General features: G+C 38.6%; 16 protein-coding genes and 1 tRNA gene. 8 read left to right on the forward strand and 9 right to left on the reverse strand.

The genetic code is table 11. The annotated features are described in order from the left end of the window. Positions 1 to 51: 51 nt before the first annotated feature. A complete protein-coding gene (locus tag IV512_RS18260) occupies positions 52 to 1,185 on the reverse strand; it encodes a serine hydrolase (RefSeq protein WP_209405993.1) in 1,134 nt (377 codons plus the stop codon). Positions 1,186 to 1,194: 9 nt separating this feature from the next. Beyond that, positions 1,195 to 1,431, reverse strand: coding sequence for a hypothetical protein (locus IV512_RS18265; RefSeq protein WP_209405994.1), 237 nt, complete (start codon positions 1,429 to 1,431; stop codon positions 1,195 to 1,197). A 190-nt stretch (positions 1,432 to 1,621) separates the two neighbouring features. Here IV512_RS18265 and IV512_RS18270 point away from each other — a divergent pair, with 190 nt between their 5' ends. The 5 genes from IV512_RS18270 (at position 1,622) to IV512_RS18290 (ending at position 8,043) form a co-directional block, all read left to right on the forward strand. Next, the gene (locus tag IV512_RS18270) at positions 1,622 to 2,512 is read left to right on the forward strand and encodes a peptidyl-prolyl cis-trans isomerase (RefSeq protein ID WP_209405996.1); all 891 of its coding nucleotides are present in this window, start codon (positions 1,622 to 1,624) and stop codon (positions 2,510 to 2,512) included. Then, the gene (locus IV512_RS18275) at positions 2,505 to 3,944 is read left to right on the forward strand and encodes a peptidylprolyl isomerase (RefSeq protein WP_209405998.1); all 1,440 of its coding nucleotides are present in this window, start codon (positions 2,505 to 2,507) and stop codon (positions 3,942 to 3,944) included. The genes IV512_RS18270 and IV512_RS18275 overlap by 8 nt, the downstream gene beginning before the upstream one ends. A 4-nt stretch (positions 3,945 to 3,948) precedes the next feature. Next, positions 3,949 to 4,902 (forward strand): MoxR family ATPase, encoded by a 954-nt coding sequence (locus IV512_RS18280; RefSeq protein WP_209406000.1) that lies wholly within the window; start codon positions 3,949 to 3,951, stop codon positions 4,900 to 4,902. Between the two features lie 240 nt (positions 4,903 to 5,142). Then, positions 5,143 to 7,410 carry an aconitate hydratase gene (locus IV512_RS18285; protein WP_209406002.1) on the forward strand — a complete coding sequence of 756 codons (2,268 nt, stop codon included), beginning with the start codon at positions 5,143 to 5,145 and terminating at the stop codon, positions 7,408 to 7,410. Between the two features lie 78 nt (positions 7,411 to 7,488). Beyond that, complete coding sequence (locus tag IV512_RS18290) at positions 7,489 to 8,043, forward strand: TlpA disulfide reductase family protein (protein ID WP_209406004.1); 555 nt, start codon at positions 7,489 to 7,491, stop codon at positions 8,041 to 8,043. 5 nt (positions 8,044 to 8,048) lie between these two features. Here IV512_RS18290 and IV512_RS18295 read toward each other — a convergent pair whose 3' ends face one another. From IV512_RS18295 to IV512_RS18320, 6 genes are all read right to left on the reverse strand, one after another. Then, positions 8,049 to 8,501 carry a sterol desaturase family protein gene (locus IV512_RS18295; protein ID WP_209406006.1) on the reverse strand — a complete coding sequence of 151 codons (453 nt, stop codon included), beginning with the start codon at positions 8,499 to 8,501 and terminating at the stop codon, positions 8,049 to 8,051. A 1-nt stretch (position 8,502) separates the two neighbouring features. After that, a complete protein-coding gene (locus IV512_RS18300) occupies positions 8,503 to 9,342 on the reverse strand; it encodes a phytoene/squalene synthase family protein (protein WP_209406007.1) in 840 nt (279 codons plus the stop codon). A 9-nt stretch (positions 9,343 to 9,351) separates the two neighbouring features. Next, the gene (locus IV512_RS18305; RefSeq protein WP_209406009.1) at positions 9,352 to 10,809 is read right to left on the reverse strand and encodes an NAD(P)/FAD-dependent oxidoreductase; all 1,458 of its coding nucleotides are present in this window, start codon (positions 10,807 to 10,809) and stop codon (positions 9,352 to 9,354) included. A 12-nt stretch (positions 10,810 to 10,821) separates the two neighbouring features. Beyond that, entirely contained in the window at positions 10,822 to 11,721 is a 900-nt protein-coding gene (locus IV512_RS18310; RefSeq protein ID WP_209406011.1) for a MerR family transcriptional regulator, read from the reverse strand. A 165-nt stretch (positions 11,722 to 11,886) separates the two neighbouring features. Further along, positions 11,887 to 11,970: transfer RNA gene (locus IV512_RS18315), tRNA-Leu, on the reverse strand. A gap of 173 nt (positions 11,971 to 12,143) precedes the next feature. Continuing rightward, a complete protein-coding gene (locus tag IV512_RS18320; protein WP_209406013.1) occupies positions 12,144 to 13,283 on the reverse strand; it encodes a response regulator in 1,140 nt (379 codons plus the stop codon). 151 nt (positions 13,284 to 13,434) lie between these two features. Between IV512_RS18320 and IV512_RS18325 the strand changes: the two genes are divergently transcribed. Genes IV512_RS18325 through IV512_RS18335 form a run of 3 tightly spaced genes read left to right on the forward strand, consistent with a single transcriptional unit; the run spans position 13,435 to position 19,289 of the window. Then, positions 13,435 to 16,524 carry a hypothetical protein gene (locus IV512_RS18325; protein WP_209406015.1) on the forward strand — a complete coding sequence of 1,030 codons (3,090 nt, stop codon included), beginning with the start codon at positions 13,435 to 13,437 and terminating at the stop codon, positions 16,522 to 16,524. A 1-nt stretch (position 16,525) separates the two neighbouring features. Then, complete coding sequence (locus tag IV512_RS18330; protein WP_209406017.1) at positions 16,526 to 17,767, forward strand: hypothetical protein; 1,242 nt, start codon at positions 16,526 to 16,528, stop codon at positions 17,765 to 17,767. Then, positions 17,754 to 19,289, forward strand: coding sequence for a cellulase family glycosylhydrolase (locus IV512_RS18335; protein WP_209406019.1), 1,536 nt, complete (start codon positions 17,754 to 17,756; stop codon positions 19,287 to 19,289). The genes IV512_RS18330 and IV512_RS18335 overlap by 14 nt, the downstream gene beginning before the upstream one ends. A gap of 54 nt (positions 19,290 to 19,343) precedes the next feature. On the opposite strand, the gene IV512_RS18340 is transcribed toward IV512_RS18335, so the two are convergent. Next, a complete protein-coding gene (locus tag IV512_RS18340) occupies positions 19,344 to 20,582 on the reverse strand; it encodes a glycosyltransferase (protein ID WP_209406021.1) in 1,239 nt (412 codons plus the stop codon). Positions 20,583 to 20,615: the final 33 nt, after the last annotated feature.

The following is a 20,615-nucleotide window of genomic DNA, read 5'->3' on the forward strand; positions in this document are numbered from 1 at the left end:
CGAGATAACAGTGTTTTTATTGGTTCACTGTCGGAGACTACGACTTTAGGTCTATTTCGACCTGTTGAGTTCGAAATTGTATAATTCTCTACCTAGTTCAGCCAAAAAAGGAATGCCAACTTCTTCATATTCGTAAGTGTTGTCATTGAAAACTCCATTTTCATTGACCAGTAGTGTTGCTGTTAGCATGAACTCCACACCGTTTTCGTGGTCGGTTATGTAGGCGCAATCCGTAAGTGTTCCATATGCAAAGCCAACTTTGTTGTAAATTTTAATATGCGATGGAATGTTCTCTTTTGAATCTCCGAACATAAAAAATTTACAGTAGCCATCATAGTAAATACTTGGGTCGTGGCCCGCATCTCTTGGCACTATCTGCATGGCTTTCAGAAGTTTTTCTCGTTGGTCTTTACTGATATTGAATTGTTCTTTATCGGAAAACAATTCTGGAAATATTATCCGTTTCAGTACATTGTGCTGTGTGTTGATCGGATAATAGTTTTTGAGACTAAAGTCAAAAGCTTGTTCTACCAGACTTTCATCTTCGTAGTAGCCTATACCTTTTTCAATACTTTTTAGTTTAAGCGGTTCTGGTGAGGTGTTTGTGCCGCCTTCGATAACGAATGTGGTGCTATCATTCATATAAATAATTAAAGGTTTGGTGGCCAGGTCTTCTGAATGAAAACCCAAACGATGCGCTATTCGTACAGGGCCAACCCCTTTCGCCTGCAGACGCACATTTATTTCATCTTGGCCTAAAAATTCTACCAATCTATTATTGGCGTTGTTATCGCTAACCGCAAAAATTTCGGTAATTGTTTTGGCAAATGTGGTTTCTACTGTGTCTCCCTCCACATAAAAACGGGTGTTGATATTTATAGAATCGATGGCATTTACTTTTTCAAGCGCCAGAGCTGCTATTGGAAATTTAACGGTACTAGCAGGATAGAAATAGAGAGAGTCATCTACTTGAAAGTCAAAATCAGTGAAAGTAATGCCCTCGTTTGTGCGATTTATTTGAGTGTACCTAATCTGTACTTGGTGCTTTGTGACACTATCCATTACCCTCTTTATATTCAAGTTGTTAGATGCGAGAACATGTTTTAGCGGGTCTGTAATTAGTTGACGTTGCTGGCATGACCCCAGCATTAAAGACCAGAATAATAAGGTGAGGGTTCTGAACATGGCTAGAGGTTATTCATAAAGTTCACCTCTGTGAGGCTTTAGGGCATCTCGATGTTTTATCATTTCAGTTTCGGTTACTACCATAAAAGCAAAACTTTGCATATCGTTTAGGTGTTGAAAACCTGTGATATCCAGTTCCGCTCTTTCCATTTGAATATATTCTTTTAAATGTTTTTCATGATGCTCTGCAGTTTTGGCCGCTGCAGGCCCTCGAAAATCCCAAACGAGTTTAATTTTTTTGCCCATTATTATATTGTTTTATAAAATAATTTTAATTGGTAGTCTTCAATATTTGAGTAAATCCGTTTTTTGGACGGCAATCTTTTCTATTGAATAATTTTTGGTAAAGTACTACATTCTCAACAAGGCTTCCAAAAATCTGTTAAGTAATACCTTATAGCTTTGTGCGCCATTTAGGTTTTGTTATTTTTGCTGGATGAAATTTTTAAAATTCTCCGGAATTCATAGAGTGAGCGGCCATGTCGTTCTTCTATCGCTGATAGTGTTGACGGGTTGTGGGTCTATTTTTAACAAAGAAAAGCCTGAATTTTTGGCGCGGGTAGGAGAAAGCTATCTTTATCGCGAAGATATTGCGCATCTTTTGCCAAATGGAGTGTCTAAAGGAGACAGTGCTTCTTTCGTAACGAACTATATAAATAATTGGGCTTCAAAACAATTGTTGTTATCAAAGGCCAAAATCAACTTACCGGAAGAGAAACTTGCCGAGTACGACGAATTGGTCTCAGACTATCGTGCCGACCTATACACAAGGGCGTATAAAGAGGCTTTGGTACGTCAGGGTAGTGATACACTTATCAGCCCATCACAGCTCAAAGCATTCTATGAGTCTGAGAAAGAGAATTTTAAACTTAAAGAAAAGGTAGTTCAATTACGTTTTGTAGAGCTGCCAAAACAATTTTTGAACAAAAAAACAGTTACTGATAAGTTGAAGCGTTTTAAAGAAGATGATAGAGAGTATCTCGACTCGATCGGTGTTCAGTTCAGAAAATTAAATTTTAATGATTCGCTATGGGTCAGTGCATCTAGAGTAGTCGAAGAGATACCACCTTTAACTTTTGAAAACGCCGATAAACACCTAAAAAAATCACAATTTTTTGAATTGGAGGATGATAACGGGGTATATTTGGCTAAAATAGTGGATGTCAAAAACGAAAATGATATTGCACCACTTTCTTATATCGAGCCTCGGATCAAACAAGTGCTCTTAAGCCGAAGAAAACTAAACTTTCTACGTAAGTTGGAAACTGAGATTTTAGATGAGGCAATCAAAAAAAACGAATTCGAAATTTATGCTAAAGATGAATAAAGTACTAGCACTATTTTTGTCTCTTTTTTGCTTGACCCTTGGTCATGCACAAGAGAACGAACCTGCCCAAGAAACAGCTGCTGAAGTTGATATGGCGGTCAATACTACTGCCGAAGCGGAAAATGACACCATAAGAAACTTTAAAAGAGTAAAGCTAGATGGCATTGCCGCGGTCGTTGGCGATTATGTGATATTGGATTCCGATATTGAAAAGACGCTTATCGATTTGAAGAGTCAAGGTGTATCTACCGAAGATGTTACCCGTTGCGGACTTTTAGGCAAATTGATGGAAGATAGGCTGTATGCCCATCAGGCCGTTCAAGATAGCTTACTTGTTTCAGATGATGAAGTAACCGCTACTACCGATAGGCAGATTCAGGGTTTTGTGCAGCAAATTGGTTCTATGGAGAAATTGCTGAAATTCTACAAAAAGGAAGATGAGGCCAGTTTAAGGGAAGATATTAGCAAAATTAATAAGTTAAGAATGCTTTCTGAAAAAATGCAGGGTAGCATTGTTGAAGAAATTGAGATAACGCCTGAGGAGGTTAGACAGTTTTACAATAAAATTCCCGAAGATGAACGCCCGGTTTTCGGTGCTGAAATGGAAATTGCACAAATTACTAAGGCTCCAGAGCCTAGTGAAGAAGAAAAACAAAATGTTATCGACAAATTGAATGCCATTAAAGCTGATGTTGAAGATAACGACGCAAGTTTTAGCGTAAAGGCCATTCTTTACTCTCAAGATCCCGGTTCAAAATCTAAAGGGGGGTTTTATAGTATTACAAAAGAGACGGGTTTCGACAAGACTTTCAAAGATGTTGCTTTTAGTTTAAAGGAAGGGGAGGTTTCAGAACCCTTTGAAACTATTTTCGGATACCATATTATATTTATTGAGAAAATTAGAGGGCAAGAGTTAGATTTGCGACATATTTTAATGCAGCCTGAAATTTCAGAAAAAGCCTTGAACGAGGTGAAATCTGAATTAGATACGATTAGAAAGCATATCATGGAAGGTAAATATACCTTTGCACAAGCCGCACTTAATTTCTCCGATGAGAAAGAGACAAAGTTCGATGGGGGCCTCTTGAGAAACCCTTCTACATTTGATTCTCGGTTCGAGTTGACCAAAATGGATCCAACACTTTACAATCAAGTACGTAACTTGAAAGATGATGAAATCTCATATCCCATTTTAGAGGAAGACCCCAGAGGTGGTAGTCCGAAATACAAAATATTAAAAATCACCAACCGCTATGACGAGCACGTTGCAGATTTTGCCAAAGATTATTTGAAAATACAGCAATTGGCGAAAACAGAAAAGCAATATAATGCTATCAAAAAGTGGATGGACGAGCATATCGATGAAACTTACATCAGTGTAAACCAGTCTAACCAAGATTGCGATTTTGCCAACAACTGGACCAAAGAGTAATTTCATGTCAGATGTATCGGCCATTGATAACCTTGTACAAAAACACCAATCCCTCAAGCAAGAAATAGCTAAGGTCATTGTTGGCCAAAACGAGGTGATCGACCAAATTTTGCTGAGTATCTACACAGGGGGGCACTCGTTATTGATCGGTGTTCCTGGCTTGGCAAAGACGTTAATGGTCAATACTATTGCCCAGACTTTGGGCCTTGATTTCAAACGAATTCAATTTACGCCAGATTTAATGCCCAGCGATATTTTGGGTAGTGAGGTACTTGACCAAAATCGAAATTTCAAATTCATCAAGGGTCCCATATTCGCAAATATAATTCTTGCGGATGAGATTAATCGTACACCCCCAAAAACCCAAGCTGCACTATTAGAGGCCATGCAAGAAAGAGCGGTGACGATTGCAGGGCAACAGCACAAACTAGAACCGCCCTATTTCGTTCTGGCAACCCAAAATCCTATAGAACAAGAGGGTACCTATCCGCTTCCTGAAGCACAGTTGGATCGTTTTATGTTCGCTATCGAACTTAAATATCCATCAATTGCAGAAGAGATTCAGGTGGTGAAGGCAACTACTACCGATGTGCTCGTTTCTGTTAGTCCGCTGTTTAATGCTCAAGAAATCGTTGCGGTACAACAGTTGATTAGAAGAATACCCGTGCCTGACAATGTGATCGAATACGCAGTTAGATTGGTCAATGCCACGAGACCGAACTTAGAGAGCGCATCCGATTACGTAAAACAATATATCGATTGGGGTGCAGGCCCTAGAGCTTCTCAAAATTTGATACTTGGGGCAAAAGCCCACGCCGCTATTAACGGTAAGTATTCGCCAGATAGCGAAGATGTGCAGGCCGTGGCCACAGGTATACTAAGACATCGCATTATAAAAAACTACAAAGCAGAGGCTGAAGGTATATCTGAAGAAGAGATAATTTCAAAGTTGCTCTAGCCCTTCTGATTATATATTTAGAAGCCCACTTTTCTTATTATTATCTTTTTTTAGTTTCAATTACCATTATATCCTGATTATTTGGGTATAATTTGTACAAGTTCTGATATTAATTGCGCACATTAGAGTTAATAATTTTGAAATTCACAAAAATCGTAGTAATCCTTCTACAAAAATTTTATTTGCCCCTTGTATTTTATTAATTTTACGGGATTACAATAACCTAAAACAAAATAGATAATGGCATTCGATATCGATATGATTAAAGGGGTGTACGCCAATATGGCCGAGCGTGTTGATAAGGCTCGTGATATAGTTGGCAAACCGCTTACCCTTTCGGAGAAAATTTTATATTCCCATTTGTGGGACGGTAACCCTACCACAGCTTTTACCAGAGGAAAAGACTATGTTGATTTTGCTCCCGATCGTATCGCTTGTCAAGATGCTACGGCGCAAATGGCCTTATTGCAGTTTATGCAAGCCGGTAAGAAAAAGGTGGCTGTGCCGACGACCGTGCATTGTGATCACTTAATTCAAGCAAAGAGTGGTGCCGCAAAAGATTTAATGTCTGCTAATAGCACTAGTGCCGAGGTTTTTGATTTTTTGGAATCAGTTTCGAATAAATACGGAATCGGTTTCTGGAAACCGGGTGCAGGCATTATTCACCAAGTAGTTTTAGAAAATTATGCATTTCCTGGCGGGATGATGATCGGAACGGATTCCCATACGGTAAACGCCGGTGGACTCGGAATGGTAGCTATCGGTGTAGGTGGTGCAGATGCCGTAGATGTAATGGCAGGTATGGCTTGGGAGCTGAAGTTCCCTAAATTGATAGGAGTGAAGTTGACCGGAAATATATCTGGTTGGACGTCAGCTAAAGATGTGATTTTAAAAGTAGCTGGTATTCTTACCGTAAAAGGTGGTACCGGTGCGATAATAGAATATTTCGGTGAAGGCGCTAATAACCTTTCTTGTACCGGAAAAGGAACTATCTGTAATATGGGTGCCGAAGTAGGGGCAACAACATCTACTTTTGGTTATGACGATTCTATGGAGCGTTACCTTAGAGCTACTGATAGAAGTGATGTAGCCGATGAGGCCAATAAAGTGAGAGAATACCTTACGGCTGACGATGAAGTGTATGCGAACCCAGAACAGTATTTTGATGAGGTTATCGAAATCAACCTCGATGAACTTAGACCTCATTTGAACGGACCTTTTACCCCAGATTTAGCTACACCGGTTGGCGAGCTGGGTATTAAGGCAAAAGAAAATGATTGGCCACTTAAGGTCGATTGGGGCTTGATCGGTTCTTGTACCAACTCGTCTTATGAAGATTTGACCCGTGCGGCATCAATTGCCAAACAGGCAATTACCAAGAAAATCAAACCAAAATCCGATTTCGGAATCAATCCTGGTTCAGAGCAAATTCGATTTACGGCTGAACGTGACGGCTTGCTTCAAATTTTTGAAGATTTAGGTGCAACTGTGTTTACCAATGCTTGCGGACCTTGTATCGGTCAGTGGGATAGAAGTGACTTGAAAGGTGATGAGAAGAATACTATAGTTCATTCCTTTAACCGTAACTTCTCTAAACGTGCAGATGGTAACCCAAATACGCACGCCTTTGTGGGCTCTCCTGAAATGGTGGCCGCTATTGCTATTTCTGGTAAGCTTGATTTTGACCCGATGAACGATACTTTGGTCAATGAAGATGGCGAAGAAGTAAAATTAGATGAGCCAATGGGTATTGAATTGCCTACTCAAGGTTTTGAAGTGGAAGATGCCGGTTACTTGGCTCCTAAAGAAGACGGATCTGGTGTTGAAGTGAAAGTGGCTTCCGATTCTGAAAGACTACAGCTATTAACTCCATTTGAGCCAATTACGGTAGAGCAGATGCAGGGAGTTAAGCTTCTTGTCAAAGCTTTTGGTAAATGTACGACTGACCACATTTCTATGGCCGGCCCATGGTTACGTTTCCGTGGTCATTTAGATAATATTGCGAACAATACCTTAATCGGTGCGGTGAACGCTTTTAATAAGAAAACAAATTTCATCAAAAACCAGCTCAATGGTGAGCATGGTGGTGTACCAGATGTACAGAGAGAGTATAAAGCTGAAGGTATCAAGACCATCGTTGTCGGGGATCATAACTATGGTGAAGGATCTTCAAGAGAGCATGCAGCTATGCAACCAAGACACTTAGGTGTTGCAGCTGTGTTGGTGAAATCTTTCGCTCGTATACATGAGACCAACCTTAAAAAACAAGGTATGTTGGCCTTGACATTTGCGAATGAAAGTGATTATGATCTAATACAAGAAGACGATACTTTCAACTTTGTCGATATGGCCGATTTTGCTCCTGACGTACCGTTGACAATAGAGGTTGTTCATGCAGATGGAAGCAAAGACACCATTATGGCCAATCACACGTATAATAATGCGCAAATTGGTTGGTTCAATGAAGGTTCTGCCTTGAACGTGATTAAAAGGGAAAATGCTGCTTAATAGCATTAATTGAATTATATCTTAAAAACTCTCGCCACTCGGCGGGAGTTTTTTTAGTTTTGCCCAACACTTTTATTAATGAAACGGAAAACAGCTTACACACTTGTTTTGATAGTTTTTATACTATCTTTTTTTATTACTCCGTTAGGGTATTGGTCAAAAGTTTGGCTTACACAGCTATTTGCGACTTCTCCAGAGATTGTCGATGCTGGCAAAAGAGAAAAGCTCCCCCATTACGATTGGCGTTTGAAAGATGCTAATTGGGACTATTTTAATTTCGAAGAGTCAAAAGACAAGGTGGTGTTCATTCATTTTTGGGCTTCATGGCACTTACCAAGTTCTTCAGAATTGAGTGATATTCAAGAACTTTATACTGCATACAATAATCAGGTAAATTTTTATGTGGTTACTAATGAGGAGCGTTCACCGGTAGAAGAGTTCATGGAGGAAAACAAATTCACATTTCCGATTACCTATAGAATAGTTGGTGAGCCTTCCCCATTTGAAATACCTGATCCTTCCGGCACATATATTATTGACAAATCAGGAGAGATTGTGGTGAAGTCTTTAAAAGCAAAAGATTGGAATAACGACAAAATTATCGAACTTTTAGACGAGTTGGTCACCCAATAATCACCTTACTGTTTTTTAAAATATTTAAAAGGTACGATTAACATTCCGAAGCATTCACCATCTTTTTTCCCCAAATGTTTATGGTGCATTTTATGTGCTCTTCTAACTCCTTTTGCATACCAGTGATTAGCATTTCTAAAGATTTTAAAGCGTTGATGAATAAATATATCATGAACGAGAAAATAGGCGATACCATAGGCGAGAATACCAAAGCCCAAAGGCCAGCCGTACCAAAACTCGGTCTGGGCACCTAAATAGAAGAGCACCATACTCACGATAGCATAAAATATAAAGAAAGCATCATTTCGCTCGAACCACGAGTCATGGTCTTTTTTATGATGGTCTTTGTGTAATTTCCATAGAAAACCGTGCATGATGTATTTATGGGTAAACCAGGCCATGAATTCCATAAAGCAGAAAGTGCCTACCAAAATCAATATCCAAAGAATGATTTTCATACTATACTAGATTCAGTTTGTAATTTACATACGAATTGGCCAATAGTCCGAATTTTTCATAATTAGGTACTCTTACCCTAACATTTCTAATTTCGAGAGAAGGAGTATTCTGTAGTTTTTTCAGTAGTTGATAATAATAACGGTAAGCCGTGTATACACCAAATTTGGCTTCGTGGGGTAATCGAACGATACCAGAATAGCCAAGTGTGAAGTCTGCCTTTATCTCATCAACAATTTGGTTCTTAGCAGCTTCATCTAGCTCTTCAAAATTTATATTCGGAAAATAACTACGGTTGAGGTCTTCAAAATCAGAACGTAAATCTCTAAGAAAATTAACTTTCTGAAAAGCCGACCCCAAGGCCATTGCAGATTCTTTTAGGTCGTCGTACCTCTCCAAATCCCCTTTTACGAAAACTTTCAAGCACATAAGACCAACGACATCGGCAGAGCCGTAAATGTACTCTTTAAATTCTTGATCTGTGATGTATGTGCTTTTATGAAGATCCATTCGCATACTTTTCATAAACGATTCCACTAAATCATATGAAATACCATACTTATGGTATGTATATTGAAATGAATTGAGAATCGGATTAAGGCTTATTCGATGCTCTAATGATTCTTTTAAATCGTTCTCAAATTTATCAAAAAGATGTTCTTTGTCATAATCGTGAAACGAGTCGACGATTTCATCCGCAAAACGAACAAAACCATAAATATTATAAATATCTGCCCTGATAGTCGGTGAGAGCATTTTTGTGGCCAATGAAAAAGAAGTGCTGTAAGATTTCGTGACGGCCTTGCTACATTGGTAAGATACATTGTCAAATAGTGCCTTCATAGTCGAGTATTAAGATTTTTTGATAATAAGGTCAGCTACCAGTTTACCTGAAATGAGTGCTGGAGGTACTCCTGGGCCTGGCACTGTTAATTGTCCTGTAAAATAGAGGTTATTTACTTTGCTGCTTTTCAGCTTTGGTCTGAGAAAAGCAGTTTGGGTCAGGGTATTGGCCATGCCGTACGCATTACCTTTGTACGAGTTATATTCTGTTATAAAATCATTAACGCAAAACGATTCTTTAAACAGTATGTTGGTCTTAATTTGTTGCTTTGTTAGATGTTCAAAACGTTGTATTATAATATCAAAGTATTGAGACCTTAGTTCCGGTGTGTCTTCTAATCCGGGGGCGATAGGCACGAGAAAAAAACCGGCTTCTTGCCCTTCAGGTGCCATTGTGTTATCGGTAACCGAAGGAAAATTCACATAAAATAAAGGGTCTTTCGGCCATTGCGGATGGTCGTATATCTCTCTGGCATGTTGTTCAAAATCTGTGTCGAAAAATAGATTATGATGTTCTACATTTTTCAGCTTCTTGTTGAAACCTACATAAAATAGCAATGAAGAAGGTGCAAAGACCTTTTTGCTCCAATAGCCACTGCTGTATTGTCTGTACCGTTCAGGTAACAGGTTTTCTGAATGACAGTAATCGGCACCGCTAACAACAATGTCTGCAGTGTGGGTTATATTTTTAGAACTAACTCCGGATACTTTATTGTTTTCTACGGATATCTTTTCAATAGGACTATCAGTTATTATTCTTACTCCTAATTCTTCGGCCAAGCTCTTCATCGCCTTAATGATTTCATACATTCCGCCTTTAGGATGCCATGTACCCAACCCGAAATCAGCAAAATTCATAAAATTGTAAAAGGAAGGTGTCTGGTTGGGTTTGGCACCTAAAAACAGTACTGGAAACTCTAAAGTGGCCACAAGCTTTGGGTTCTTAAACCTTTTTCGCACCTCTCCACTGATAGTCTTAAAGAATTGGTCAACTCTTAAAACGGTTTCAGGAGTGATTAATTCTAACGGGGAAAGTCCCGGTTTTAAAACTACTTTGTTGATTGCGATATCATAATTTTCACCCGCCTTTGTTATAAACTCTTTTAAATCTACCGAACTACCGGGTTCTAGACGTTCGAATTCTTTGCATATCTTGTTTAAGGTATCTTCAATGGTAATCGTTTCATCTTTGAAAAAAACCTTGTAAGCCGGGTTCAAGCGATCGAGCTGATAATATTGAGATACAGTTTTACCAAAATCCTTAAAGAAATTTTCAAAAATATCGGGCATCCAGTACCAACTAGGGCCCATATCAAATGTAAAACCATCTTTTTTTAGCTGTCTTGCCCTACCACCTATGGTCTTATTTTTTTCGTAAATGGTCACATCATAACCGGCTTTCGCTAAATAGCATGAAGCTGATAAAGACGAAAACCCAGACCCGATGATGATAACTTTTTTAGACATATTGTTTATAAGCTATAAATGCGCAACTATTTCTTCGATAGACGTAAAAGTTTTCACCATATCGGGCTTGCTTTTTACGTCAATATGTTGGGTTTGCCTGCCCAATAACCATAATTCTGATTTAGTATATTTTTTTGTGGTTTCTGCGAATTCGGCGATGTATTTATTGATATAATCTTTTGTTGGAACCACGGTGAAGTATGATATAAAATTTACATTTTCAAAGTAATTCAAAACCTCGATAAGGTTTTCTAACGGAACGGTCTGCCCCAAATAGATAGATTTATAGCCACTGCGAACAATCTCATAATTGATATATAGAAGGCCTATTTCGTGAATTTCATTGTCCGGTAAGAACGGCACGAACACTTTGTCGGTTTTCAGGGGTTCATCCTTCTGCAACTGTTCAGTGCTGATAATAATCTTTTGCTTCACCAAATTGGTAATAAAATGCTCGTGGGCAGGGCTAATTGTATCGGTCTGCCACAACATGCCCAATTCGTTCAATAAGGGAATAAAAATCTCATTAAAAACCTCATTAAAAGATTTTTCGAGCATGAGGTTGTCAAAGGTTTTAATGAATAAGGATTGATCAAAATTAACCATGGCCAACTTAAAAGCATTGATACTATGGTTTTTAATACTGTTCTTAGCAACAATTTCACGGACCATCAAGGGAATGTTCTCCTCGGGTATCTTAGCGATCTTTGATATTTTATGTCCACTGTTATATAGTAAGGTAATGTTCAACAATTTCTGAAGACTACCTATCGAGTAACTTCTAATGTTAGTGCTGGTTCTTTCAGGCGATAACAAATCGTATCTTTTTTCCCAAATTCTTATGGTGTGCGCCTTAATACCAGAGAGATTTTCTAAATCTCTAATACTAAACTGTTTTTTTACATTGTTCATGATTTTTCAAAAATTGTTAAACAAACTTACGAATTAAAATGTTTTATTTTAATGGAATAGGGCTCAGATGGCTTAAAAAGGTAGTGAAAAAAGTGCTGTATAAAATCAAATGGGAACTGTATAAATAAAAAAAGCCACCTTTGGTCTAACAAAGATGGCTTAATGTGCGCACGAGAAGACTCGAACTTCCACGGCCTAGTGGCCACCAGCCCCTCAAGCTGGCGCGTCTACCAATTCCGCCACGTGCGCAAAAAAATGGTAGTACTGAGTACAATTCAGCCCGTAAAAGAATTACGGGCTGCAAATATCATTAAAATAGATTTTCTATGAAAGAATAAAAGTTGAAATATAACCAGTGTACAATTTGTCGCTGATCGAAGGCAACCTTAGAGTCACTTTCTTAGTACAGATAAAAATACGGATTACCTGTAGTTGTAAGCGATTTGTGCCAATTGCCCAACAATTTTGACAGAATCTTTCATCGATAGTTTTGACCCATCAGCATGTATCCAGCGTTTGAGCGGCTGTTCGCATATGAGACGTTTGGCCTCTTCTTTGCCATAATGCTTTCGCATTCTCATGAATATCTCTACATCGAACAACCACTTGGTAATAAACTTTTTATTGAACATATTGGTTACGATGTCCCTATCCATGATTTTAGCTCCGCATTGGGTATCCTTAAAAGGCATTCCCAGAATTTTTTGGATAATCATATTTATGGTCAAGCTAATAATTCTTCGGGCAGATTCTTTGGTAATATTGGCTCCCATTCTGCTGATTCTAGAACCACTAACAATTTTGAATTTTGAGTTTTCGAGTGTTTTGACCAAATCGTCAAAATCACGAAAATCAGTGGATAAATCAGCATCTAGATAACCAATATAATCAAGCTGTTCATCTTTTGCCAAATGTAGAACACCTTGTCTAACAGCCTCGGCCTTGCCACCGTTCTTTTCACAGTTGTACACGCTAATATTGCTTGAGTTCTCTTTATGTAGTTGTTCAAGAACGGCAAGTGTATTATCGGTACTACCATCATTTACAAAACACAGATGGTAGCCCAGGTTTTGATGGGCGAATTTTTTGAAATCTTCGCTAGAAAGTCTTTCTTCTTCGTTATAACAAGGTATTACCACGCCTACGCAGTGCTTCTGTAGCATTTGGGTGTCTGAAGATAACGAACTTGCCGTGGTTGTTTCCGGCGCTCCGATTATCCGCTTTATTCTCGCTGCCATTTCATCAAGGCTAACGGGCTTTTTCATATAGTCGTTAATGCCAAGGTCAAAACCATCAACAATTACTTTCTCGTCTGTATTACCAGACATTACTATTATAGGTATAGCAGAGCCTTTATCTTGTCTTATATGTTGAATAACATTGAGCCCTGACATTCCGGGCATATTAATGTCAACTAATACGAGGTTTGGGGAGAATGTATTGAATAATTCAATACCTCTTTCACCCGAATCGGCGGTGGCCACTTCGTAACCTAATTCCGATAACCTCTTTTTTACGGACATTAGTATTAATTGCTGATCATCGATGGCTAAAATTTTCATAGATCAAAGTTTGTGATTTGGAGTCTGCTGTTACGGCTTAAATTTTTCGTATACTTCAACTTGAGTATGAATTTTCAATCAAGCTGTCGATTTTACTACTACATAACAATAATTTAAATTATTTATTGTTGTTATTTCCTACATTATTTGTATGATGAAAGGAACTAATGTTTTATTGGTCGTTGCCTTGTTCGTGGGTGTGGCTTTTCATGGGTCTAGTATTTTCTTTACCCTAGAGTCTACTTACGATGCATTGATACATCTATTTTTTGCCGACCATTATGCCAATAGTTGGTTCGAACCATGGGATTACCGCTGGTATACTGGGTTTACGGTACAAGGGTACCCTCCCTTGGTACATCAATTAATAGGTATTTTATCTTATATAGGCGGGCTCAAGTTTGGTCTTTTTACTGTAGGCATGCTGGCTATTTTACTCTATGTAACAGGAGCATATCGTTTTGGACTTTTAATGTCAGGAGATAAAAAAGTTGCCGGTTATACTGCTATTTTAGCCGTTTTTTCATCAACATTTATTGAGACGCTCCATATTTTTGGTCAATTACCGAGTATATCAGCTCTTTCTATACTCTTGCACAGTATGACCGAAATCTACCTTTGGTTAAAGACAGGTAAGCGCAGGTATTTTTTTACAAGTCTCTCGCTGATTGCCGTTACGGTCACCTCACATCACGTTACTCCAATTTTCGGAATGGTATTTTTTATTTTTCCCTTAATAGGAATGGTCGTGATGGATGTTTCGAGAGATAAAGTCGATTCTTATCAAAATTTGACCTTTAAGGTTTTTTGGCAATCGTTTCGACAACTTTTTTGGAGGATAGTCAGTTTCGGGTTCTTTTCCTTGATTTTAATCGTTACATGTATACTTCCATATTGGATAAATTCTAAGAAAAACCCCATTACTCAAGTTCCTATACCACATGGGTCACGTGATAATTTTCTTGAAGTTACTTCCTCAGGCCTGGTTTTTTTCATGATACCTTGGGGAATTTTACTTTTCGTACTACCCTATATTTTTTATAGATTTTATAGTAAGAGATTCTTGTTCTTCGGTTTGTCAATGACGATGTTGACCATTTTGGGTACTGGTGGTACTACACCGATTCCGCTTAAATTACTTGGTGAGACAGCTTTTAATATACTTACCCTTGACCGTTTTACACTTTGGGCGACCATTATGGCATTGCCTATTTTTGGTGAGTTTGCCTATAGAATGGTCGAGGGCGACATCAAACAGAAAATTCAAAATAAGTTCGGTTCGGTATATCACAGAATTTTAGGTGGTTTTTTAGCGGGAGGCATACTCTTCATGGTCATTTTTACGATGAGTTTGGGGTATTTCAGGCCTTCTCAACCCCAAAAGATAAATATGTTACCGATAGTTAATTTCTTAAATCAAGACCAACATGATCGTTGGCGTTACCTGCCGCTGGGGTTTGGGGATCAGATGGCCTGGCTATCGGCCCAGACCAAGGCGATGACAGTAGATGGTAATTATCATTCGGCGAGACGCTTGCCTGAGTTGACCACAAGGGCTATCGAACGGTTAGAGAATTCTAAATTTAGAGGAGTAGAGGGTATCGGTTCGCTTCAACAATTTTTGACCGTACCCGAAAAGTATAATCTAAAATACATTTTTAGCAACGATAAATTCTACGATCCTCTATTGTATTTCTGTGGATGGCAGAGATTACAACAACTGGAAAACGGTATTATGGTTTGGGAAAAATTGAATGTACCACCCATGCCAGCCATACTGCCTAAAGATGATGTACCAAAATGGTCGAAAATCATGTGGGGTACCATACCCATTCTTACTGTTTTAATTGCATTTTTCATTAATATTCAGATGCTCTGGATAAGAGTTCTGAAATCTAGAAAAATACCAATTGCCGACTATTTTAAATATAAGGTCTCGTATTCTAAATTTCCGGGTGTGGTCATCGTTGTCAATCATATTTGGGCCTTGATCGTTTTAGTTTGCCTCGGCTTCGGTTTCTATACCTTCTATATGCACAATGCGAGTCAGCGCTCCCCCGAAAACGTAATTACGGCCTATTATAATGCACTTGATTTTAAAGAATTTGAAACAGCTCATTCTTTTCTTGATAAGGAAAAAGAAGTGCCAATAGCCCAGTATATGCTTGAGGTTTCGGTTACTGACGGTATTCTTAGTTCCTATGCTAAACTAGATGCAATGTCTATTGAAATTACCAATGAAACCGATAACGGTGCAAAGGCAGTGGTAGAAACAGATTGGGTAACACCGCTCGAGCGGGTGCACAGAACCTATTATCACGACTTGGTGAAGCGGAAGGGTGACTGGTTCATTCAACCATCTTACCTCGATACAGATATACCACCTGACCAATTGTTCAGTGATAATGCTACCAAATTTTATAACCACGGAAGAAGGCGAATAACCACTCAACAAACCCACCACGAAGATGTTTTGAAACAACCTGTGCTTGAGGTGTTGTCAGCAAAACTGGTGAGATATAATGGTCAATATTCCGTTATAGGTGAGTTGCAAAATGTTGATAACCTTCCCGCAGATGTGGTAATCAAAGCGACCTTATATAATGATGACGATAAAGAGTTGGCGAACTATGATGCTAAATACCATATGAAGCATAAGTTGATGCCGATGGAAACGACGTCTTTTAAAATTAATTTTGAAGGCATTGCCTGGTCTCAAACTAAAGATACCATACCACCAACATTTAACCCTGATGAGTTTACCCCCATAGAATTGGAAGAGCAACCTACGAAATTTAATTTACAGTGTGCTGGTAACGTAGCGAACACCGATTTATACAAGGGCTTGACTTTGCAGTCTTTAGATATTGAAGATTGTGAAGTTGTCGGTGAGCTTTACAATTCAGGAATTCAAGAGGTAACCATACCTTTATTGTTGGCCTCATATTATGATGAAGAAAAAAAGCTAGTTTGGGTCGACCACAAATTTGTTCAAGAAGGGGTCAGGGTACAAAGAAAACAACCCTTTTCGTATGATTTCTTAAATGTGGCAAGCCTTAAAATTATTAACAGTAGTCTGAAGAATTGCTTTGTGAACGGTCTGCCAAATACATCGATTGCCGAAAAGGTAATACCCAACAGGCAAGAAGGTCATGTTGGCGAACAATTACAACCGGTCAATGGAGATGGTTTTGAATTTGTGAAATTTGAATTGAACAGCTATATCGGTAATCCGAAGTAATATGGGGCGTTATATATTCATAGGGTTATGTTTTGTACTTTTTTCTTGTGGAGAAGAAGTTAAAACACCGGCTGCAGTCCCTAATGATCTTTCGACAACAATACTTAATAGTACCGAAACAATAGTAGCAGGTGAAACAGTTACATTAGAATTTGACATACGAGGTGGTGTAGAGCCGATTTTAATTTTAGAAAAGAGTTTTGGCCCACTTTTATTTCACCCAAAAATGAATGATAGTGTGGCAACATTTTCTATACCTGCATCCCATATACAACAATCTGGTGTATACAATTGGCAATTAACGGTATTATCAAAACTGTTAGAGGTCGGTGAGTTTAAAGTATTGCCGAAGACTGAAAAAACGGTAGGTATCGAAACTTATTTCGGACCCAGAAGTATAAGGGCAGGAGGGGATGATTTTTCAATGTTGTTTATGGTACCTGTTGATATTTACGATAACCCACTTCCTGATGGCACCGTAGTATCTATAAATAAACAGATGGACCAAGAGGTCAAAGTAATTACCGCATTGACCAAAAACGGCTATGTTTGGAAAAATTTGTTCAGCTCAGAAAGGGCGGGTAGAATGTTGGTAAATACCTCTACCAATAATATCCATTCTAAAGAACTGACCAGTATGATTTCTCCTTCCAACTCGGTCGACTTCAAAATAACTTATAACCGAGTGCATGATTTTGCCGATGGAAACCAAGTAGTAATTTTTAAGACCGACCAAATTAAAGATCGATTCGGCAATACCGTAAGTGATGGTACCTTAGTGAATTTTTCAATTGAAGAGGATAAAGGTACTATTCTAAAAACGAAGGGCTCTACCATCGATGGGGTGGCTACCGGACGAATTCTACACCCTACCGAAGCGAGTGATTGGCGAGTGACCGCCTATATAACGGGTGAAGCAAAGAGTAATGATGCCACTTTAAGTTTTAGAACAGCGGTCGGAGATTTTGAGGTTCAATTTTCGGAAAATAACCGTTTTGTACGAGTCGGTCCGATTCTCGGGTTTATGGATCAACTTGTACCCGATGGTCTACTTATCACGCTCGAGGTTTATGATAAGAACGGAAAATTTATAGAAAAAGCAACCACGAATTCAAGTAAGGGAATCGGACTTTTTGATATGGAAGAACGTTTCTTCCCGAACGATGATTATAAAATAAAACTTACCGCCGCCGGTATACAAAGAGAATTTCAAGTAGCTTTAACTTCAGATGAATTGGAATAGATTATTAATACGCATAGTACTTATTATCTCTTTTGTAGGGGTAAACGCATTGATTCTGTTCGGTATTAGTTCTGTGTGGTCTTATCTGAATACGGGCGCCGACCGTTCTTCTCGTCTTCATTTAAATCTTGAAGAAGTTCAAACATATTTACCTAAAGTTGTCTGGGATACATCTAGAGTCGAGGGCCGCCCGATAGAACCCCGAACTTTAGCCAAGATAGAGCGTGACTATTTGAACGGGTGGTACGTAAAAAACACCGCCCTGTTCAGTAATAATCGATACGGGGTAAAAGATTATTTTACTGATAGTGCCCAGGCGAAAGTCTCTAAAATACTTGATTACAACAGTTCAAATAAGTCTTCTTTCAAACAAACAACGTTAGAACATAATCCTAAACTAGACTTTTACAGTGCCGATGGCACCCAAATTTATTTTACCGATACCAATGTTGAACTCTATCAAGAGGCATATGATAATGGCGTTCCGATTCTTGAAAAAGAGGAAACTACCTCCTATAAGGTTATTATGCTATTAGAAGATGGTTTCTGGCGTATTAGACATTTCACTAAAGCAGAAAACTCAGAAATTAGGCAAAAGCAAGCTGAGGTTTTGTCCGATAGCATTCAAAACCTTCTAAAAAACATGAAGGGCTTGAATTATTATCCTCAAGACACTCCGTGGGATGTTTTTGGTAAGAAGTATAGCGATTCTACGATTGCCAAAGACTTTGGTTTGATTAAGAATATGGGCTTGAACACCATTCGAATTTTTATTCCGTATGAAGATTTCGGTGCTGCTCATGTAGATGGAAAGAAACTTGAAAAAGTCAAGTCGTTGCTAGATATAGCCCATGAGAACCAATTAATGGCCGTGGTTACATTATTTGATTTTTACGGAAATTATGACGTTTTCGACTGGACCTTGACACACAGACATGCCGAGCAAGTAGTGAACGCTTTAAAAGAGCATCCTGCTCTATTGGCGTGGGATTTAAAAAATGAGCCAGACCTTGATTTTAATTCGAGGCAAAAGAGTGTGGTAATGGCGTGGTTGCGTAAAATGCACGAAAAAGTACACAGTTGGGATCCAAAACACCCAATAACTGTAGGTTGGGCGACCCCTGAAGCGGCAATAAACTTAAGTGATAAGCTTGATTTTATATCATTTCACTATTATCGTGATATCAGCGAATTCAAAAGTTCATTTGATAAGCTGAAATCTTCGGTCACAGATAGTAACAAGCCTATTGTTCTGCAGGAGTATGGGGTTTCTTCATATAGTGGCCTGTGGAATGGTTTTCGAGGTTCAGATGAATATCAAGCCGAGTACTACAAAGAGATGCAATCTATTTTGAAAGAGGCTGATATTCCATTCTTATTTTGGACTCTCTACGACTTTACTCAAGTACCCAATTCAGTGGTAGGCTGGCGGCCTTGGAGAAAACAGCCTCAAAAACATTACGGTTGTATCGGGCTGGATGGTAAACCAAAACCAGCGATGAAATATCTCACGCAAGAATAAAAAAACGGAACAACTTAAGATTGTTCCGTTTCAATAAAAAGCTCGATTGTTGTCTTAAGCCTCTATAGTTTCAGGGGGCAATTTTATGGCATTTACATCTATTACTAGTCCTTTAGATTTTTGTACTTGTATAGCTTTGAAATAGTCTATATACATTTTTGTAATCGTACTCATAGGTAATGAACAGGCTGCCTGATAATTGGCTTTTGCCAGCTGCGTACGATACTCGTTATCAATTAATATTTTTTCAATGGCATCGGCCAACGACTCTTTGTTTTCAGGTAGAAAGAATTCACCGCGGTAACCTTCTTCTTGCACGAGTATACTAAGATCCCCTAAATCTGGTAGGGCTACTGCTTTACCGTAACTGCCCGCTTGGTGCAAAACACCAGAACTTCCGGTTGTTGAGGTGTACGGAAAAACAACCAATGCACTTTCACCAAAGATAACAGGTACATCTTCTTCGGCCACGTAGCCTGTAAACCTCAGTTGATCTACATGATCGTATTTCTCTTTCATTTCATCGAGATATCCCGGAGTATTCGGGCTATCGGTACCGGCTATGACTATTTCAATATTTTCTTGCGTACGTGAACGAATTACTTCAACGGCTTCAATAAGAACCTCTACCTTTTTGTAGGTACCGAATTTACCAAAGGCCATAACTTGTTTAGGGCCATCCGGTAAATTAAAATCTGGTTGAGGGGGTGTCTCAAAAGAACCATGGGGAATTAGGGCTATGTTCTTGGCCTTATATTTCGCTTCTAAGGTCGACACATATTTGCTAATGGTCACTGCAACGATATCAGAAGCTAAAATAAAGCGCGTCAAGTTCGTACCTATGAAATTATAAAGTTTTTGTAGAATTTTATTATTGGTAAAACCGGCATTTTCTAAATCTACCTTTTCAAGAATATTATGTAGTAGCGAAATTGTGGGTATGCCTTTTTTCTTGGTCAAGTATGGTAAAATTAAACCAAGGGCTGCCGGTATTTTTTTATCACCGAATTTTAGAAACTGTAAATTGTAAAGCACGGCATCGGGTTTATGCCTGTTGATGGCCTTGTTAACTCTCAAGATGTTCGAATAGCTGTTAAAATCCCAACATTCTTCAACTGTTATTAAACAACCGTTCTCTTCAAATGCAAGATCTTTGGCAGCACTGGTACTATCGGTCATCAAAACTATTTCACTTATTTCATTTTGAAGTCTAAAATGCTTGACTAGATAATAACCATATTCGGTTAGGGTCACTTTACTTGGTGGATACGCCGTTACAATTGCTAGTTTCATAAGCTCGAATTAAGGTAAGGTGGTATTATTTTA

The organism is Pseudozobellia sp. WGM2, from assembly GCF_017810075.1.
Classification (GTDB): Bacteria; Bacteroidota; Bacteroidia; order Flavobacteriales; family Flavobacteriaceae; genus JADNYK01.

What these genes read in the sequence shown, in the direction of transcription:
- IV512_RS18260 (WP_209405993.1), bottom strand. Translation starts at nt 1,185, where the DNA reads ATGTTCAGAACCCTCACCTTATTATTCTGGTCTTTAATGCTGGGGTCA.
- IV512_RS18265 (WP_209405994.1), bottom strand. Translation starts at nt 1,431, where the DNA reads ATGGGCAAAAAAATTAAACTCGTTTGGGATTTTCGAGGGCCTGCAGCG.
- IV512_RS18270 (WP_209405996.1), top strand. Translation starts at nt 1,622, where the DNA reads ATGAAATTTTTAAAATTCTCCGGAATTCATAGAGTGAGCGGCCATGTC.
- IV512_RS18275 (WP_209405998.1), top strand. Translation starts at nt 2,505, where the DNA reads ATGAATAAAGTACTAGCACTATTTTTGTCTCTTTTTTGCTTGACCCTT.
- IV512_RS18280 (WP_209406000.1), top strand. Translation starts at nt 3,949, where the DNA reads ATGTCAGATGTATCGGCCATTGATAACCTTGTACAAAAACACCAATCC.
- IV512_RS18285 (WP_209406002.1), top strand. Translation starts at nt 5,143, where the DNA reads ATGGCATTCGATATCGATATGATTAAAGGGGTGTACGCCAATATGGCC.
- IV512_RS18290 (WP_209406004.1), top strand. Translation starts at nt 7,489, where the DNA reads ATGAAACGGAAAACAGCTTACACACTTGTTTTGATAGTTTTTATACTA.
- IV512_RS18295 (WP_209406006.1), bottom strand. Translation starts at nt 8,501, where the DNA reads ATGAAAATCATTCTTTGGATATTGATTTTGGTAGGCACTTTCTGCTTT.
- IV512_RS18300 (WP_209406007.1), bottom strand. Translation starts at nt 9,342, where the DNA reads ATGAAGGCACTATTTGACAATGTATCTTACCAATGTAGCAAGGCCGTC.
- IV512_RS18305 (WP_209406009.1), bottom strand. Translation starts at nt 10,809, where the DNA reads ATGTCTAAAAAAGTTATCATCATCGGGTCTGGGTTTTCGTCTTTATCA.
- IV512_RS18310 (WP_209406011.1), bottom strand. Translation starts at nt 11,721, where the DNA reads ATGAACAATGTAAAAAAACAGTTTAGTATTAGAGATTTAGAAAATCTC.
- IV512_RS18320 (WP_209406013.1), bottom strand. Translation starts at nt 13,283, where the DNA reads ATGAAAATTTTAGCCATCGATGATCAGCAATTAATACTAATGTCCGTA.
- IV512_RS18325 (WP_209406015.1), top strand. Translation starts at nt 13,435, where the DNA reads ATGATGAAAGGAACTAATGTTTTATTGGTCGTTGCCTTGTTCGTGGGT.
- IV512_RS18330 (WP_209406017.1), top strand. Translation starts at nt 16,526, where the DNA reads ATGGGGCGTTATATATTCATAGGGTTATGTTTTGTACTTTTTTCTTGT.
- IV512_RS18335 (WP_209406019.1), top strand. Translation starts at nt 17,754, where the DNA reads ATGAATTGGAATAGATTATTAATACGCATAGTACTTATTATCTCTTTT.
- IV512_RS18340 (WP_209406021.1), bottom strand. Translation starts at nt 20,582, where the DNA reads ATGAAACTAGCAATTGTAACGGCGTATCCACCAAGTAAAGTGACCCTA.